The organism is Streptomyces abyssalis, from assembly GCF_001751365.1.
Lineage (GTDB): Bacteria > Actinomycetota > Actinomycetes > Streptomycetales > Streptomycetaceae > Streptomyces > Streptomyces abyssalis.
In genome coordinates this window covers 112,292-127,418 of record NZ_LJGT01000035.1, presented here as the reverse complement: position 1 = coordinate 127,418, position 15,127 = coordinate 112,292, and the positions used below count along the sequence as shown (strand labels likewise).

Below are 15,127 nucleotides of genomic sequence, written 5' to 3'. Positions count from 1 at the left end.
GGGCTTCCGGTCCGGCCTGCGGAAATGCCGAGCGGCCGGCACCGGGCACCGGGCTCCGGGCAGCGGAGAACGAGCAGCGGACGAAAAGCAGGACAACGAGCAGCAGCAGCGCAGACGGCAGCACAGAAGGAGCGACATGTCCGACAGCCGATCAGAACCAGGCCAGGAGGAGCCCGGCCGGGACGAGGCCGGCCGGGCTGGTCCGCCCGGGGCGGCACCGGCCGCGAAGAGGCGCCGCCGCTCGCTGTGGCTGCTGGTGGTCCCCGGTGTGCTGTACTGCGCGGCGCCGGTGGTGGCCAACAGCATCGAACCGCGCATTCTCGGTGTGCCGTTCCTGCTGGCCTGGATCATCATGGCGACCGTCGTCAGCCCAGTGATCATCTGGGTTGCCGCCCGCCTCGACCCCGCCTACCGCGCTGACGCGATCGAACCGATACCCGCGGACGACGTCCCGGGCGGAGCCGCGGAAGGCGGCGAGGAGCGCGGGCCGGCCGCCACGGGAGGTCCGGCATGAGCGGCTCCGCTGCGATCGCGACGACGATCTTCGGTCTGGCGATGGTGGCCACCATCGCCGTGGGTCTGCTCAGCGCGCGCGGCAGGGACAAGGGACTGGCGGAGTGGTCGGTCTCCAGCCGCGGCCTGGGGGTGCTGTTCATCTGGCTGCTGATGGCCGGGGAGACCTACACGAGCTTCTCCTTCCTCGGCACGGCCGGCTGGTCGTTCTCCTTCGGCGTGCCGATCCTCTATCTGGTGGCGTATCTGACGACGGGATTCGCCGTGGCGTACGTGGTGGGCCCCGCCCTGTGGACGTACGCGAGCCGGCACCGCCTGATATCCATCGCCGACATGGCCGAACACCGCTTCCGTTCCCGGCCGTTGGGAATGCTCGTCGCGGTCGTGGCGACGATCTTCATCGTGCCCTACATCCAGGTGCAGATTCAGGGCATGGGCGTGGTGGTCAACGCCATGACGTACGGCAGCATCGATCTGCGCGTCGCCGCGGTGATCTCCTTCGTCGTCGCCGAGGTCTTCATCCTGGTGTCCGGTCTGCGCGGTTCGGCCTGGGTCAGCGCGCTCAAGGACGTCCTGGTGATCGCCGTCGTGGTCTTCCTCGCGGTGTACGTGTCGATGCACTTCGTCGACGGGCTGGGCGACTTCATGCACCGGATGGTGACGGAGAAGCCGGAGTGGCTGACCTTCCCCGGCCATGAGTCGGACGGCCTTGACGGCACGTGGTTCGTCACGACGCTGCTGCTGAACGCCGTGACCATCACGATCTTCCCGACGACGGTCGCCGGCTACCTCAGCGCGAACTCCCCGAACGCCCTGCGCCGCAACGCGGTTCTGCTGCCGTGGTACCAACTGCTGCTGTTCATCCCGATGATGGTCGGCGCGACGGCGCTGTTCGTGGTGCCCGATCTGAAGAACCCGGACCTGGCGCTGTTCTCGCTGGTCACCGAATCGCTGCCGGCTCCGCTCGTCGCGGTGATCGGTGTGGCGGGGGCGCTGTCGGCGATCGTCCCGATGAGCGTGTTCATGCTGGCGATCGGCACGCTGTGGGGACGTACCCTGCTCGGCGGCGGCAACGGAGCCGACCCGCGCAGCCGCCGCAGCGGCTCGGCTCCGGCCGACGACATGCGCACGAAGCGGCTCTCGCAGCTGGTGTGTCTCCTGGCGGGGCTGCTGGCCCTGGCCGGAAGCCTGTTCTTCCCCAACACCCTTGTCCAGCTGTCCGTTCTGTCCTATCAAGGCCTTGCGCAGCTGGTTCCCGCCGTGTTGCTGGCGCTGTACTGGCGGCGGATGCCTGCCGCGGCGGCCGTCGCGGGAATGCTGGTGGGCCTGACGGTGATGACGCTGCTCTGGGCCACCGGCAACGATCCGCTCAACGGCATCAACGGCGGCATCATCGCCCTGGCGGCGAACCTCGCCGTGACCGGTGCCGTCACCTGGCTGCGCCCCGCCCGGGGAGGCCCGCCCGCGGTCGCCCCGCAGGACCGCGCACCGGATACCGCAACTGCGACAAGGGAGGCCAAGTGACCGGCGGACTCAGCGAGATCCGGCCCGTGCTCCACCGCGCCGCCCGCATCGTGAGCCAGCAGACGGGCGGCGGTCCCGAGCCGGAGGCGATCGCCGTCGCCGGCGGCCGGATCGCGGCCACCGGCACGGTGACGCAGCTGCGCGACCGGTTCCCCGGCGCGCAGGAGGTCGACTTCGGGGACGCCGCCGTCGTACCGGGCCTGAACGACGCGCACATCCATCTAGCCATCGCCGCCGAGGACTTGCTGCATCTCGACCTGTCGGCCGACGCTGTCGGCGGCGTCGAGGACCTGCTCGGCCACGTACGGGCCGAGGCGTCACGTGCCGCACCCGGGGAGTGGATTCGCGGCAGCCGGTACGACGACACGAAGACCGGCCGGCTCACCCGCTGGGACCTGGACCGTGCGGCGCCCGGACACCCCGTCCTCGTCGTGCAGGTCGCGGGCCACTGGGGCGTCGCCAACTCCGCCGCGCTGCAGGCACTCCACATCGACGAGGACTCCTCGCCGCCCGACGGCGGGGACTTCGGGCGCGGCACGGACGGACGCCTCGACGGCCGGCTCATCGAGCGTGCGCTGATGAACGTCGTCTATCCCGCCACCGCCCGCGGCGACTCGCCCCTGCGGCCCAGTTCGCCGCAGGAGAAACTGCGCGGCCTGTCCCGCGCCCAGCGGCAGTGGCACGCGGCAGGACTGACCTCCGTGTGCGACGCCCTCATCGCCCCCGAGGACATCGCCCTGCTGCGCCGGGCGCGGGCCAGGGACGAACTGACCCTCCGCGTCGGCATGCTGCTGTCCATCGACCACTACGCGGCGGCGCAGGCACTGGGCGTCGGCAGCGGCTTCGGCGACGACGTGCTGCGGCTCGTCGGGGTGAAGGCGTTCGTGGACGGCGCGATCGGCGGGCGTACGTGTCTGCTGGCGGAGCCCTACTCCGACTCCGGAGGCCACGGGCTGCAGACCACGCCCACGGAGGAGCTGTCCGCGCAGGTACGGGCCGTGCACCGGGACGGCAACCGCATCGGCGTCCACGCCAACGGTGACGCGGCGATCCGTCTCGTCCTCGACGCGTTCGAGGCCGCGCAGCGGGAGATGCCGCAGCCGGACCTGCGGCACCGCATCGAGCACTGCAGCGTCATCGACGCGGACATCCTGGAGCGGATGCGCAGGCTCGGCGCGGTCGCGGTGCCCTTCGCGGGCTATGTGGGCTACCACGGCGGCGCGTTGAACCGCTGGTACGGCGAGGAGCGCACCGAGCGCATGTTCGCGCACCGCTCGTTCCTGGACGCCGGGGTCGCGGTCGCCGGTTCGTCCGACTACCCGTGCGGCCCTTATCAGCCGCTGCTGGGCATCCAGTCGATGGTCACCCGGGAGGGGGCGGACGACGGTGTGCCGGTCGGTCCGTCGCAGCGGATCAGCGCGCGGGAGGCGCTCGGCGTCTTCACTCTCGGCTCGGCCGAGGCGGAGGGCACCTCACGGTACAAGGGGCGCCTGGAGCCCGGCTGTCTCGCCGACTTCACGGTGCTGGGCGAGGACATCCTCACCGTGGAGCCGGAGGGCATCGGCTCCGTGCCGGTGCGTGCCACGTACGTCGGGGGTGAGTGCGTCCACGAGGGGTGACCGGTGACATCTCGCGGCGGCGGAAACGGCGGACACCTCTGACGTACGGGAGAGGCGTCCGCCGTGTCCGGCCGGACGGACAGGCCGCCGGCCGGGACCGCTCCACGGCGGCCACGCCTGAGCGCCGCCCCGCTACTGCGGGTGCGGCCGCAGCGCCGGGTCGACGCAGCGAGGCGGTTCGAGACGGTCGGCGATGCCGCGCAGCGTACGTGCGAGCGTGCGACGCGACTTGCGGACCTTCTCGGGCCCGTCCGGGACGACGGGAGCGTCGGGCAGCGCGGAGTGGGCCAGATGACGTGTCGCGTCGGCGACGATGGGGCCTTCGATCGGGAACATGGCGTCTCCTTCGGGGTCAGTGGGGTGCCGGGCCGGTGGTGGCCCGTACTACCAGTTCGGTGGGCAGCTTGATGCGCGGCACCTTCTCCTCCTCCGGGGGTTCGAGCAGCAGCCGGCCTGCGAGCCGCCCCTTCTCGCCCATGGGCTGGCGCACGGTCGTCAGGCGTGCCCTGCCCGCTTCCGGGACGTCGTCGAAGCCGGCGACGGAGATGTCACGTCCGACGGCGAGCCCCCGCTGCTCGCAGGCGTCGAGCACCCCGAGCGCGAGCACGTCGCCGATCGCGAGCACCGCGGTGGGCCGTTCGGCGACGTCGAGGAAGTGGGCAGCGGCGGAGGCTGAGGCGGAGCGGGAGTTGCGGCCCGCTGCGACGACGCGGACGCTGCTCCAGTCGACTCCGGCCTCTTCCAGGGCGTCGCGGTAGCCCGCGAGGCGGCCGCGCAGGTCCGCGCAGTCGGAGGCGAGTTGCTCGTCGAGGCTCGCGGGGCCCGACACCCCCGGGCCGACGACGTGGTCGACCATGACCGCGACCCGCCGGTGGCCGAGTCTGGCGATGTGTTCTCCGGCCAGCCGGGCCGACGCCCTCTCGTCGATGCCGACATACGGGATCGACGGGTCGTCGCTCTCGTCGGTGGTCACGAGCGGCAGTCCCCGTGCCCGTATCAGCTCCTTCGCGGGGTGCCCCTTGGGCACGCAGTAGAGGCAGAAGCCGTCCACGACCGCGTTCCGCACGGCCGTCTCCGAGTCGCCCCCGCCGGCGGGCGGCATGGGGATGAGCAGCAGGCCGGTGCCCGAGGCCTCGGCGACCTCGGCCACGCCCCGGAGGAAACCCACCGAGTACGGGTCGGCGAAGGCGTAGGAGAGGGTCTCGGTGAAGACGAGTCCGATGGCTCCGGCCCTCCCCCGCCGCAGCGAACGCGCCGTGGCGTCCGGGCCGGAGTAGCCGAGGCGCCGCGCGGCCTCGAAGATCCGCTCACGGAGGTCCTTGTTGAGCTGGTCGGGACGGCCGTACGCATTGGAGACGGTCGTCCGTGACACCCCGACGGCGTCCGCGACGGTCTGCAGAGTCGCCCGCTTGCCTCGCGAATCCATGGTGCCCACCGCTTCTGTATCGATTAAGTCTGTATCGATACAGTAGTGCGCCGCGGCAGCGGGTGTCCAATTCTTTTTTCGGTGCGGCAGCTGCACCCCGCGCCTCGGGACGGTTCAGGACCGCCGGGACCTCAGGACCGGTTCCTGGCCGATTCGACGGCCTGCTTGATCCGCCTTCCGAAGTCCTCCGCGTCCTTGCGTGCGGCGTTCAGGGCGACACCGGCGATCATCTTGCCGACGCCGTGACCGGTGAGGGAGTTGAACAGCCGCACGCGCGTGCGGCCTTCACCCGCCGCCTCCAGGTCGTAGCCGCCCTCCTCCGCGGTCACCAGATTCTCCGAGATCTCCGTCCAGCGGATCCTGGTCGGCGGTTCGAACTCGGTGATGCGGAATTCCCGGCGGGTGCGCACCCCGGCGTCCTTGACCGTGCTCCTGTACACGGTGCCCACCCCGGTCGGGCCGTCGGTCACCTTCGCCATCTCCTCGACCCTGGGGCTGAAATCGGGGTCGTTCCGCCCGTCGGCGAGGAATGCGAAGACCTCCTCGACGGGACGGTCGATCTCCGTCGTCACCTCGAACTGTCCGGCCATCGCCTTCTCTCCCCTGCCTCGGATCACCTCCTGGACCGGCCTCCCCTCAGGGCTGCTTGCGGGCCTGTCTGGTGGCCTTGTCCGCCGCGTCCCGTTCGGAGCTCGCGCTCGCGGTGCTCAGTGCACCGCCGGCGCTCTCCAGGTGTGCCCGTACGAACCACTGGAAGAGTTCGAGGCTCCGCAACTGCTCGATGAGCATGTCCTGGGTGATGGGGTCGGTCTCGTCGGTGGCCTTCACCGCTTCCCGGTGGTCCTTGATGATTCCGCTGTAGACGAGGTCGAGAGCACCGAGGTGCTCGATGGACTCGGCGCGGCCGATGGCGTAGTCCTCCCACCGGCGCTCCGCCACGAGGGCCCCGGGGGTGCCTTTCGGCGATCCGCCGAGTGTGGAGATGCGCTCAGCGGTGGTGTCGGTCATGTCGCGTACGGAGTCGACCTGGGGGTCGAGCATCTCGTGGACGGCGATGAAGTGCGGGCCGACCACGTTCCAGTGGATGTGCTTCAAGGTGAGGGCCAGGTCGTTGAGGGCATGCAGCCGCATCATCAGCAGCCGGATGACGTCGCCGCCGTCCCGCTGGGACATGCCGGGGACCGTGTACTTCGGTTCGGGCGCACTGCTCGGCACTCGTCTCTCCCTCTCCGCGGACGGTCCGCCCCACCTCGGCGGCTTCTCCCATGCGACCACCGGCGACCTCCTGGCGCGCGCCGGGAGAGCGCCGAGTCGCCCATTCGGGAGCGGTGAACCCGTGGCGGCGCGGGTTCTCCCGCGGGTGTGAGGCCGGTACGGCGCCGGAGCGCCCGCCGGCGCCGGCCACCTGGACGCTCCGGGCGTTCACGTGCCGGCCGGCGGCGCCGCGACGCTCCGTACGAGCGCGCTGAGCCGCTGGTCGGCAGGCGGCGCCAGACGGGCCTGTTCCAGAGCCGTGAGCGCGGACGCGGCGAGCTGGCCGATGCGCGCCTCGACGGCGGCGACGGCACCGAGACCGGTGAGGAGGTCCTGGATCCGCCCGAGCTCGCCGGCGCGGAGTTCCTGGTTGCCGAGCGCGGCACGCAGCCGCCGCTCGGCCTCGTGTCTGCCGTGTGCGCGTGCCCGCTGCAGCGCGATGGCCATCAGATACGTGGAGACACCGTCCCGGATGTCGTCACCGGCCGGTTTGCCCGTACGGACTGGCCCTCCGAAGACGCCGGCGAGGTCGTCGCGCAGCTGAAAGGCGACGCCGGCGCTGCGTCCCGCCCGGCGCAGCGCGGCGATGAGCTCCGGGCCCGCTCCCGCCATGGCGGCTCCCAGATGGAGGGGGCGTTCGACGGTGTAGAGCCCGCTCTTGAGGTAGGCCACCCGCAGCGACTCCTCGGGAGAGTCCACGCCGGTGCCCTGCCCGTACAGGTCGAGGTACTGGCCGGCGATGGTCTCGGTACGCATGGCCTGCCAGGCGGGACCGACGGCCCGTCTGGCCCTGCTGTCGAGCCCGGCGGTCTCGAACAGGTCGTCCGCCCACACCAGCGCGAGGTCGCCGGCGAGGATGGCGGCCGAGACCCCGAAGGCGTCGGCGTTGCCGCGCAGCCCCGCCGCCCGGTGCTGGTTCGCGAAGGCGACGTGGGCGGCCGGCGCGCCCCGGCGCAACAGCGAGCCGTCCATCAGGTCGTCGTGGATGAGCGCACAGCCCTGGATCAGCTCCAGTGCCGTGGCGACCTTGAGCACCGCCTCGGCTCCCGCGCCCCGCGGCGCACCGCCGCAGCCGCGCCAGCCCCACCACAGGAACGCGGGCCGGGTGCGCTTCCCGCCGCGCAGGACGACATCGGCCAGCAGGTCGATGACGTCTTCCGCGAACCGGCCGCTGCTGCGGGCGGCCTCCTCCCTGCGGACCGAGATGTGCCGGGTCAGCAGCGCCTCGATGACGGCCGCGGTGTCCTGATCGGGATCGATGCCGAGCGTACGGACGTCCCGTACGTCCTGGTTCCCTTCGCGTACATGCGCGCTGGGTCGGCGCTGCATGGCGGCTCCTTCCCACGGGTCGGCCCGACAGCGGGCACGCCGCTCGCACTCACGGACGGTGAAGGGAGATCTGCAGAGAGTTTTTCAGCAGTGCCGCGCAGGTGCACCTCCGCACCGCGCACCTGCCGGGAAGCGGCCGTACGGGGCGACGAGACGGCCCGGACCAGGGGCGGAGCGGACCTGCAGGCATTCACCGGGGCCGGTGGGGCACCCGTCCACCGAATGGTACGAATCATGCGAAAGGCGGCACACACCGATGCCGAGGGGCAGAGACATCCTCCGGGACCGCCGGCTGTCACGGAGAACCCAGGGCCATGCGGCACTCGGGAGGTTCCGCCGCCGGATCGCGGACGGAACACGCGTGGTGGCCCGTACGGACGCCGGCGTTCTCCGAGCCGCCGGCCAGGGCCGCGGGACTTCACCGGGCGGCTCCGGAGCCCCGCCCGACCGGCCGGAAGACCTGTACGGGAGAGGGGACGCCCCATGAGTGACATGAAGCAGGGATCCCAGCGCGATCAGCTCTTCGCCGACTTCGCCCGGCACGTGAATCTGCCCGCCGGCCAGCTCGAGCACTGGCTGGAGACGGAGCGGTCGCGCAACGTGGGCCGGCACAAGGGTCAGCGGGAGAGCCACGGCCACGCCGCCGGGCGGCGCATACTGCGGCTGCTGCGCACCCCTCGGGCGGACTTCACCGCGGACGACCTGGTGCACATGCGCCGGGCGATCCACCACATCGACCGGCAGCTCAAACACCGGCCGCGGGGCGACGTCAGCGACACCGACTGGCGCTTCGCCCTCATGAACTGGGGGCACGACCCGCAGCGCTGAGGCCGTCCGGAAGCACCGCACAGGGGCTGGGGCGGCCGTGCGGACCGCCGCGCCGCGGGTGATGCGCAGCCGGGGCGGGCGAGTGAGGATGGTGCCATGCTGCTGGCCGACATCGCCCGGACGTCGAGGGAGATCACGACGGTCACCGCCCGCAAGGAGAAGGTGGCCCTGCTCGCGGAGCTCTTCCGTGCGGCTTCGCCCGCCGAAGTCCCGGTCGTCGTCACGTACTTGGCGGGCCGGCTGCCGCAGCGCCGTACCGGTGTCGGCTACCGGACCCTCTCGTCGTCCCATCCGCCGTCGCCCGAGGCCCGGTTGACCATCGCCGAGGTGGACGCCGCGCTGGAGGAGATCGCCTCCGTTCGGGGCAAGGGCGCACAGACGGAGCGGAAACGCCTGCTGGACGCGTTGATGTCCGCGGCGACGGAGGAGGAGCAGGACTTCCTCTTCCGGCTGCTCACCGGCGAGTTGCGGCAGGGAGCGCTGGACGCGTTCGCCGTGGAGGGGCTGGCGGAGGCGGTCTCCGTACCGTCCGGGCAGGTGCGCCGGGCCGTGATGTTCGGTGGTTCGCTCGGCGCGGTCGCGAGTGCGCTGCTGGCCGAAGGGCCCTCCGCGCTGGAGGAGTTCCGGCTGCAGACGGGCCGGCCGGTTCAGCCGATGCTCGCGCAGAGCGCTAAGAACGTACTGGAGGCGGTCGACCGGCTCGGTCCCTGCGCCGTGGAGGAGAAGCTGGACGGCATCCGCGTGCAGGTGCACAAGGACGGCGAGAGCGTGGGGATCTACACGCGCACCCTGGACGACATCACCGCCCGGCTTCCCGAGGTCTCCGGCGCCGTCGCCGCTCTCCCGGTGCGGCAGGTGGTGCTGGACGGCGAGGTGACAGCGCTGGACGAGGACGGCCGGCCGCGTGCGTTCCAGGAGGTCTCCCAGCGTGTGGGGTCGCACGCTGACGTGACCGCGGCGCGTGGGACTCTCCCGGTGACGCCGCGCTTCTTCGACGTGCTCTCGGTCGACGGCCGCGATCTGGTGGACCTGGACGCGGCACAGCGTCACGAGGCTCTCGCGCAGGTCGTTCCCGAGTCCCTCCGGGTACGGCGCCTCGTCGTCGCCCGTCCGCAGTCGGACGAAGAACGCAGCGCCGCTGAGCAGTTCGCCCAGCGGGTCCTGGACCAGGGCCATGAGGGCGTCGTGGTCAAGGCGCTGGACTCCGCCTACACGGCGGGGCGGCGCGGCGCGTCCTGGCTGAAGGTGAAGCCCGTCTTCACGCTCGATCTCGTGGTGCTGGCCGCGGAGTGGGGCCACGGGCGGCGCACGGGGCGTCTGTCCAATCTCCATCTGGGCGCCCGGTGGCCGGGCGGATCGTTCGCGATGCTCGGCAAGACCTTCAAGGGGCTGACGGACGAACTGCTGGCCTGGCAGACCGGGGAGCTGCTCGCGATCGCGGAGCACGAGCACCGCTGGGGCGTGACGGTGCGCCCGGAACTGGTGGTGGAGATCGCCGTCGACGGGCTGCAGCGCTCGACGCGCTACCCGGCGGGGGTGACGCTGCGCTTCGCACGCGTGGTGCGCTACCGGCCCGACAAGAGCGCGGCGGAAGCCGACACGGTCGACGACGTCCTCGTGCTGCGGCGGTGAACGGGGCAGCGGCGCATGGGCGTACGGGCGTGGGGCGTACCCGTGGCCGCCCGGCACCGCGGCGTCCGCGGTGCGGGGCGAGCGGGCCGCGGTGCGGGCGGCGGACGGCCGGTGCCGGACGGGTGAAGTCCCCCGCCCCCTGAGGCGGTTCAGCCGCGCGGGACGACCATCGAGAGGACCTTCGGCAGCGGGTACCAGTCGGAGGTCGCGAAACTGGCGTGCGATGCGGCGAGTTGGGTGACCCGGTCGCGGGCCTCCTGCTCGCCCGGTTCGACGTTGTCGATCTCCGGGGCAACCTTGTGCGCGTCCGTCATCACCGTGAGATAGCCGTTCTCCTGGTACCAGGCGGTGTCGATTCCGTCGCCGGTGAACGTCGCCGCGTCGCCGTCGAAGACGACGAACCAGGGGCGCAGCGCCTCCTCGTAGCGTTCCGTGCGGGGGTCGCCCTTCTCCGCGCCGTGCACCGCCGGGAAGGCACCGGCCTCGGCCAGCGAGCCCTCGGCGGCGAGGTCCTTGAGGTGGGTGGCGTACTCCTCGTCCGTCCACAGGTCGTCGGCCGGGTTCTCCTCCTCGACGGTGCCGGGGATCAGTTCCACGAGGAACTTGCCGGCCATGGCGTCACGGGCGGGCCAGCCGGTGCTTCCCACGGCTTCGTCGAGGGTGGCGTGTCCACCGGTGACGTCGGAGGGGCGCAGCAGGGCGTCACCGAGCTTCTCGCCGAGCAGGGCGTCGAGTTCGTCGGGGCCGCGGTCGGCCTTGTCGTAGAAGCCGTCCTTCATCTCGACCTTGATGAGGACGGGCGGATGTCCTGGGTTGGCGTCGTGCCAGGCGCGCATGTCGGCGAGGCAGCCGTCGAGGCGCTGATCGCGTTCCTTCGTGCGCAGTTCGTCCGCGGATGCGGCGTTCTCGCAGTTGTTGTCGTTCCCGGTGGGGTTGCTGTGTGAGACACGCCAGCCCTTGCCGAGGACGTTGGTCCACACGTCGAGTTCGAGGAGGGAGGCGCCCGAGTCGAGAGCGTCGGCGAAGTACTCGTATTTGTCCTGCTCGTAGGCGTTGTGCACGCCGACTCCTGTGGTGTCGCCGTAGGAGGAGGCTGCCGGATTCCCGGGGCCCGCCTGGGCGGTGACCGGGAGGGCGAGCGCGGTGGCGGCGGTGACGAGCGCGGCAGTCGACACGGCGAGGGCGAGGCGGGATCTGCTCATGGCCTGAGTCCTTGGTGGTGTGGGGGGTCCAAGTGGCCATCAGCGTAGAGCGGTTCACCGTCCGGGGGTACGGGTTGCGGCGAAAGTGCCCAGCGCAACAGGGGACCGGTCACAGGGCCGGTGACCGGCAGGGGCTCAGCGACCGGCGCCGGCAGCGGCACCGGGCCGGCGGCATGCGAAGGCCCCTTGCCGGAGCATGTGTCCGGCAAGGGGCCCCTGCGGTCGACGGGTTCGCCGCGTGGGCGTGCCGCTCAGCGGCGGCGGCGTTTCGAACGGTCGAGGGCGGAGACGCCGAGTGCCGCCAGGACGAGCTGGATCAGCCACTCGACCCAGTCGACCCCCTTGGTGTCGGCCACACCGAAGTACGTGGCGATGGCCGACCCGATCAGGGCGGCCACGATGCCGACCCCGATCGTCAGGAGGAGGCCGACGCGCTGACGTCCGGGCACGATGAGCCGCCCGAGCACGCCGATGACGATCCCGATGACGATGGCGCTGATGATGCCTGAGATCTCCATGATCTCCCCTTGTCGGTCGTCGTGTTCCCTCCTTCTGCCCGCTTACCGGGCCTGCACTCGGCACTTCTCACCTCGGCTTCCCTGCGTGCGACGCCCCCTGCGTGCCGTCACCGGCGCGGGGGCCGGCGGCCGATTCCCGCCGTCCGCTTCCGTACCGGGCTGCGACACTGGCGGTGTGCGGCCGGCCCGGTTCGTACAGCGGCAAAGCACCAAGGAGGTCCGGCAGTTGGACGCCCTCATCCCCGCTCCCCCGTCGCGCCCCGCGCCCGGTGCCGTGCATCTGCCCGGGTGGCTCGGCATGGATGAGCAGCGGCGTCTGGCCACGGCCTGCCGGGAGTGGGCGGCCGGTCCCGTACCGCTCCGGCACACGAGGCTGCCGCGCGGCGGCGTGATGTCGGTGCGGACGGTGTGCCTGGGATGGCATTGGCAGCCCTACCGCTACACACGTACCGCCGACGACGTGAACGGGCGCCGGGTGGCCGGCTTTCCCGGATGGCTGGCGGAGTTCGGCCGCCGGGCACTGGGCGACGCGTACGGCGAGAGCGAGGCCACGCGGCAGTACGCCCCGGACACGGCACTGGTCAACTTCTACGACGGCAGCGCACGGATGGGCATGCATCAGGACAAGGACGAAAAATCGGCCGAACCGGTCGTCTCGCTGAGCATCGGCGACTCGTGCGTCTTCCGCTTCGGGAACACCGCCTCGCGCGGCCGGCCGTACACCGACATCGAGCTGGCCTCGGGCGACCTGTTCGTCTTCGGCGGCCCGTCCCGGTTCGCCTACCACGGCGTGACGAAGGTCTTCCCGGGCACGGGCGACCCGGCCACGGGCATGGCGTCGGGGCGGCTGAACCTCACTCTGCGGGTCACCGGTCTGGCGGACTGAACCCGGACCGGACCGGCGGAGACGGCGGCCGGTGCCCCTCTGCGTGTATGGATCGCGCATCGCTGCCCACCCGGGGGCCATGGACGAGAAATACCCGGACCCGGACGATCCCCGGCACACACCCGGTCTGGAGCCGGGCGGTGGTGTACCGCCCGGGGAGACGCCTCCCGGCGAGGACAGCACGGGCGGCGCCGGGCCGGACGAACGCCACAACCCCGCGAAGGGCTGGGCGAGGACGCCGGTGATCGTGCTGGCGCTGCTCGTCGCGGTCTTCTTGGTCTACTTCCTGGCCTGGGCGGTCGAGCTCTGAGCGGAGGCGCCCTGCTCACGGCGCCGGAGCAGCGCTCGCGGCGCCGTGAGTCGGGCGAGGAGCCGGGCGCAAGGCGGAATCCCGGCGGTGACCGGTCGCGTCGGGGCACGGTCCTGCCGTGTCCGACCGTGCACGTGCGTGTCTCTGCGGCGGTGCGGCCTGGGCCGGCACAGCCGGAGGCCGTGGGCGGACAGGCAGGAAGGGGATGTGCCTGTCGCCCACGGCCTCCGTCCGGGGCGGTCCGCCGTCGCGGACCGGCTCGCTCTCCTACGGCACTACGGCAGCTGCGTCACGGCGCCGGCGGAGCCGGCTGCGGCTCCGGGTCCGGCGGGACGGGCTCGGGACCGGGAGCCGGCGGGATCGGGTCGGGTGCGGGCCCCGGCGGCGGGGCCGGTGTCGGCGCCGGCACCGGATCGGGTGCAGGCCCGGGACCCGGCCCGCCGGGGCCGGGCGGCGGAGTGGGCTTCGGCGGAACCGGGTCGCGCGCCCGCACGGACGCGAACCTCGTGCCTGGCTGCTGAGCCATCACAACTCCAGCGGTCTCACGTAGCGGCCTGTTCCTGCTCCCGCTGCGGGTGCCCGGTTGTCCGCGTGGCACTCCCCGCCCGCCGGCTGACGCCCGGGTGGGCACCCGCCGGTCAGTCCGCGGACACCTCGCTGCGGTCACCGCCCCAGAGCGTGTGGAACGTCCCCGGGCGGTCCGTGCGCCGGTAGGTGTGCGCTCCGAAGAAGTCGCGCTGCCCCTGTGTGAGGGAGGCGGGCAGCCTCGGGCTGCGCAGGGCGTCGTACGAGGCGAGGGCGGCGGAGAAGCCCGGCACGGGGATGCCGTGCCCGGCCGCGGTGGCCACCACCGACCGCCAGTCGCCCTGTGCCTCGCCGATCTCCTTGGCGAAGCGGTCGTCCGCCAGAAGGGTCGGCAGATCGGGCCGGGCGGCGAACGCGGCACGGATGCGGTCCAGGAAGACCGCGCGGATGATGCACCCCGCGCGCCAGATGGCGGCGACTGCGCCGGGGTCGATGTCCCATCCGTATTCCTGGCTGCCGCTGGAGATCATGTTCCAGCCCTGCGCGTACGAGGTGATCTTCGAGGCGTAGAGCGCCTGTTCGACCTTCTCCGCGAACCGCTCGGCGTCGTCCGGGGCGAGCGGCGCGGCGGCAGGGCCCGGCAGGTGGGTGCTGGCGGAGCGCAGATCGGCGTGGCCCGACAGGGAGCGGGCGAAGACCGCCTCGGCGATGCCTGAGACCGGCACTCCGAGGTCGAGTGCGGTCTGCACGGTCCAGCGGCCGGTGCCCTTCTGCTCTGCCTGGTCGGCGACGACGTCGACGAAGGGCTCTCCGGTCGCGGCGTCGTCGTGGGACAGGACCTCGGCGGTGATCTCGATGAGGTAGGAGTCCAGACGGCCCGTGTTCCACTCGCGGAAGGTCTCGGCGATGCGGGCGGGGCTGTAGCCGGCGACGTCGCGGAGCAGGTGGTAGGCCTCGCCGATCAGCTGCATGTCCGCGTACTCGATGCCGTTGTGCACCATCTTCACGAAGTGGCCCGCGCCGTCGGGGCCGACGTGGGTGGTGCAGGGAGTGCCGTCCGGGGCCTTGGCGGCGATGCTCTCCAGCATCGGGCGGAGCGACTCGTAGGCGTCGGCGGAGCCGCCGGGCATGATGCTCGGGCCGTGCAGCGCGCCTTCCTCACCGCCGGAGATGCCGGCGCCGACGAAGTGCAGTCCTCGTTCCCGGAGTGCCTTCTCGCGGCGGCGGGTGTCGGCGTAGTGGGCGTTGCCGCCGTCGATGATCACGTCTCCGGGTTCGAGCAGTGCGGCGAACTCGTCGATGACTGCGTCGGTGGGACCACCTGCCTTGACCATGATCACCAGCCGTCGTGGCCGTTCCAGTGCGGCGACGAACTCCTCCGCCGACTCGGCGGCGACGAAGCTGCCCTCGTCGGAGAAGTCGCGCACGAGGTCACGGGTCCTGGAGACGGTCCTGTTGTGCAGGGCGACGGTGTATCCGTTGCGTGCGAAGTTGCGGGCGAGGTTCCGGCCCATGACGGCGAGGCCGGTGACACCGATGTGTGCGCTGGTGCTCATGCTGG

General features: G+C 71.9%; 15 protein-coding genes. 7 read left to right on the top strand and 8 right to left on the bottom strand.

Going from position 1 to position 15,127, the window contains the following annotated elements; all coding sequences use genetic code 11:
• The first annotated feature begins 136 nt into the window (after positions 1 to 136).
• Genes AN215_RS00805 through AN215_RS00795 form a run of 3 tightly spaced genes read left to right on the top strand, consistent with a single transcriptional unit; the run spans position 137 to position 3,656 of the window.
• Complete coding sequence (locus AN215_RS00805; protein WP_079122566.1) at positions 137 to 514, top strand: DUF3311 domain-containing protein; 378 nt, start codon at positions 137 to 139, stop codon at positions 512 to 514.
• Positions 511 to 2,037 carry a sodium:solute symporter family protein gene (locus AN215_RS00800; RefSeq protein ID WP_070008762.1) on the top strand — a complete coding sequence of 509 codons (1,527 nt, stop codon included), beginning with the start codon at positions 511 to 513 and terminating at the stop codon, positions 2,035 to 2,037. The genes AN215_RS00805 and AN215_RS00800 overlap by 4 nt, the downstream gene beginning before the upstream one ends.
• A complete protein-coding gene (locus tag AN215_RS00795) occupies positions 2,034 to 3,656 on the top strand; it encodes an amidohydrolase (protein ID WP_216093785.1) in 1,623 nt (540 codons plus the stop codon). The genes AN215_RS00800 and AN215_RS00795 overlap by 4 nt, the downstream gene beginning before the upstream one ends.
• Positions 3,657 to 3,788: 132 nt before the next feature.
• On the opposite strand, the gene AN215_RS00790 is transcribed toward AN215_RS00795, so the two are convergent.
• The 5 genes from AN215_RS00790 to AN215_RS00770 all read right to left on the bottom strand — a co-directional run bounded on the left by AN215_RS00790 (position 3,789) and on the right by AN215_RS00770 (position 7,665).
• On the bottom strand, positions 3,789 to 3,992 hold the full coding sequence (locus AN215_RS00790) for a hypothetical protein (protein ID WP_070008761.1): 204 nt from the start codon (positions 3,990 to 3,992) through the stop codon (positions 3,789 to 3,791).
• Positions 3,993 to 4,008: 16 nt separating this feature from the next.
• On the bottom strand, positions 4,009 to 5,082 hold the full coding sequence (locus AN215_RS00785; protein WP_070008760.1) for a LacI family DNA-binding transcriptional regulator: 1,074 nt from the start codon (positions 5,080 to 5,082) through the stop codon (positions 4,009 to 4,011).
• 131 nt (positions 5,083 to 5,213) lie between these two features.
• A complete protein-coding gene (locus AN215_RS00780) occupies positions 5,214 to 5,672 on the bottom strand; it encodes an SRPBCC family protein (protein ID WP_070008759.1) in 459 nt (152 codons plus the stop codon).
• Between the two features lie 46 nt (positions 5,673 to 5,718).
• Positions 5,719 to 6,255, bottom strand: coding sequence for a Dps family protein (locus AN215_RS00775; RefSeq protein WP_107374247.1), 537 nt, complete (start codon positions 6,253 to 6,255; stop codon positions 5,719 to 5,721).
• Positions 6,256 to 6,504: 249 nt separating this feature from the next.
• The gene (locus AN215_RS00770) at positions 6,505 to 7,665 is read right to left on the bottom strand and encodes a polyprenyl synthetase family protein (RefSeq protein ID WP_079122565.1); all 1,161 of its coding nucleotides are present in this window, start codon (positions 7,663 to 7,665) and stop codon (positions 6,505 to 6,507) included.
• Positions 7,666 to 8,148: 483 nt separating this feature from the next.
• On the opposite strand from AN215_RS00770, the gene AN215_RS00765 reads away from it, so the two are divergent.
• Together AN215_RS00765 and AN215_RS00760 are read left to right on the top strand one after the other, a co-directional pair.
• Positions 8,149 to 8,493: a DUF3140 domain-containing protein gene (locus AN215_RS00765; RefSeq protein ID WP_070008757.1), complete on the top strand. Its 345-nt coding sequence runs from the start codon at positions 8,149 to 8,151 to the stop codon at positions 8,491 to 8,493.
• 96 nt (positions 8,494 to 8,589) lie between these two features.
• Positions 8,590 to 10,125: an ATP-dependent DNA ligase gene (locus AN215_RS00760; RefSeq protein ID WP_070008756.1), complete on the top strand. Its 1,536-nt coding sequence runs from the start codon at positions 8,590 to 8,592 to the stop codon at positions 10,123 to 10,125.
• 149 nt (positions 10,126 to 10,274) lie between these two features.
• Here AN215_RS00760 and AN215_RS00755 read toward each other — a convergent pair whose 3' ends face one another.
• Positions 10,275 to 11,327: a phosphatidylinositol-specific phospholipase C domain-containing protein gene (locus AN215_RS00755; RefSeq protein ID WP_070008755.1), complete on the bottom strand. Its 1,053-nt coding sequence runs from the start codon at positions 11,325 to 11,327 to the stop codon at positions 10,275 to 10,277.
• Positions 11,328 to 11,578: 251 nt separating this feature from the next.
• Positions 11,579 to 11,845, bottom strand: coding sequence for a GlsB/YeaQ/YmgE family stress response membrane protein (locus AN215_RS00750; protein WP_070008754.1), 267 nt, complete (start codon positions 11,843 to 11,845; stop codon positions 11,579 to 11,581).
• A 226-nt stretch (positions 11,846 to 12,071) separates the two neighbouring features.
• On the opposite strand from AN215_RS00750, the gene AN215_RS00745 reads away from it, so the two are divergent.
• Positions 12,072 to 12,731: an alpha-ketoglutarate-dependent dioxygenase AlkB family protein gene (locus AN215_RS00745; protein WP_070008753.1), complete on the top strand. Its 660-nt coding sequence runs from the start codon at positions 12,072 to 12,074 to the stop codon at positions 12,729 to 12,731.
• Between the two features lie 79 nt (positions 12,732 to 12,810).
• Positions 12,811 to 13,041 (top strand): DUF6480 family protein, encoded by a 231-nt coding sequence (locus tag AN215_RS00740; RefSeq protein ID WP_070008752.1) that lies wholly within the window; start codon positions 12,811 to 12,813, stop codon positions 13,039 to 13,041.
• Between the two features lie 638 nt (positions 13,042 to 13,679).
• On the opposite strand, the gene gndA is transcribed toward AN215_RS00740, so the two are convergent.
• Positions 13,680 to 15,122: an NADP-dependent phosphogluconate dehydrogenase gene (gene gndA, locus AN215_RS00735; RefSeq protein WP_070008751.1), complete on the bottom strand. Its 1,443-nt coding sequence runs from the start codon at positions 15,120 to 15,122 to the stop codon at positions 13,680 to 13,682.
• Positions 15,123 to 15,127: the final 5 nt, after the last annotated feature.

Bases quoted from the DNA above. Each gene is read 5' to 3' on its own strand.
- AN215_RS00805 (WP_079122566.1), top strand. From the start codon at position 137: ATGTCCGACAGCCGATCAGAACCAGGCCAGGAGGAGCCCGGCCGGGAC.
- AN215_RS00800 (WP_070008762.1), top strand. From the start codon at position 511: ATGAGCGGCTCCGCTGCGATCGCGACGACGATCTTCGGTCTGGCGATG.
- AN215_RS00790 (WP_070008761.1), bottom strand. From the start codon at position 3,992: ATGTTCCCGATCGAAGGCCCCATCGTCGCCGACGCGACACGTCATCTG.
- AN215_RS00785 (WP_070008760.1), bottom strand. From the start codon at position 5,082: ATGGATTCGCGAGGCAAGCGGGCGACTCTGCAGACCGTCGCGGACGCC.
- AN215_RS00780 (WP_070008759.1), bottom strand. From the start codon at position 5,672: ATGGCCGGACAGTTCGAGGTGACGACGGAGATCGACCGTCCCGTCGAG.
- AN215_RS00775 (WP_107374247.1), bottom strand. From the start codon at position 6,255: ATGTCCCAGCGGGACGGCGGCGACGTCATCCGGCTGCTGATGATGCGG.
- AN215_RS00770 (WP_079122565.1), bottom strand. From the start codon at position 7,665: ATGCAGCGCCGACCCAGCGCGCATGTACGCGAAGGGAACCAGGACGTA.
- AN215_RS00765 (WP_070008757.1), top strand. From the start codon at position 8,149: ATGAGTGACATGAAGCAGGGATCCCAGCGCGATCAGCTCTTCGCCGAC.
- AN215_RS00760 (WP_070008756.1), top strand. From the start codon at position 8,590: ATGCTGCTGGCCGACATCGCCCGGACGTCGAGGGAGATCACGACGGTC.
- AN215_RS00755 (WP_070008755.1), bottom strand. From the start codon at position 11,327: ATGAGCAGATCCCGCCTCGCCCTCGCCGTGTCGACTGCCGCGCTCGTC.
- AN215_RS00750 (WP_070008754.1), bottom strand. From the start codon at position 11,845: ATGGAGATCTCAGGCATCATCAGCGCCATCGTCATCGGGATCGTCATC.
- AN215_RS00740 (WP_070008752.1), top strand. From the start codon at position 12,811: ATGGACGAGAAATACCCGGACCCGGACGATCCCCGGCACACACCCGGT.
- gndA (WP_070008751.1), bottom strand. From the start codon at position 15,122: ATGAGCACCAGCGCACACATCGGTGTCACCGGCCTCGCCGTCATGGGC.